This is a genomic window from Halomonas sp. (assembly GCF_033549285.1).
Taxonomy (GTDB): domain Bacteria; phylum Pseudomonadota; class Gammaproteobacteria; order Pseudomonadales; family Halomonadaceae; genus Halomonas.
In genome coordinates, this window is sequence record NZ_JAWSUJ010000143.1 from 6,522 (window position 1) to 7,347 (window position 826).

At 72.8% G+C, this 826-nt stretch carries 1 protein-coding gene; it reads right to left on the bottom strand.

Annotation, left to right across the window (positions count from 1 at the left end; genetic code table 11):
• On the bottom strand, window positions 1-826 hold an 826-nt coding region (locus SCI24_RS20010; RefSeq protein ID WP_318727052.1), incomplete at both ends, for a phenylalanine--tRNA ligase subunit beta.

Below are 826 nucleotides of genomic sequence, written 5' to 3' on the forward strand. Positions count from 1 at the left end.
GGCCGAGGCGCTCGAGGATCTCGGTGACCTCGTCACCGGGCAGCGACTTGCCCAGCGCCTGCTCCAGGCGCGCGGCCCGCAGGGTCGCCTCACGACCGTGCGGCAGGTGGGGTTCGCTTGCCACCTCCACCAGGGGCCCCGGCTCGCCGCCGGTGATCGCCAGCAGCAGGGCGGTGGCTCGCTCGGCGGCCTCGCGGGCCAGGCTCGGGTCGACACCGCGCTCGAAGCGGTGCGAGGCGTCGGTGTGCAGGCCATAGGAGCGCGCCTGGCCGGCGACCGCCAGCGGCGAGAAGAAGGCCGACTCGAGGAAGATGTCGCGGGTCTCGGGGCTCACGCCGGAGTGCTCGCCGCCCATCACGCCGGCGATGGCCAGCGGGCCACGCTCGTCGGCAATCACCAGCGTGGAGCCGTCCAGGGTGATCGCCTGGCCGTCGAGCAGCACCAGCTGCTCGCCTTCCCGGGCCAGCCGCACCACCACGCTGCCGTGCAGGTTGGCGCGATCGAAGGCATGCAGGGGCTGGCCGAGCTCGAGCATCACGTAGTTGGTGACATCCACCACCGGGTCGATGGCGCGGATGCCGCTGCGGCGCAGCCGCTCGACCATCCACAGCGGGGTCTCGGCGGTGACGTCGACGCCCTTGATGAGCCGCCCGATGTAGCGCGGACAGCGCTCGGTGTCCTCGACGCGCACCGGGAAGGTCTCATCGATGGTGGGTGCCACGGGGGCGAGCTCGGGGCCCGAGACGGCCAGCCGATTGAGTACCCCGACCTCGCGGGCCAGCCCCTTGAGGCTGAGGCAGTCGCCGCGGTTCGGCGTCAGGTCCAC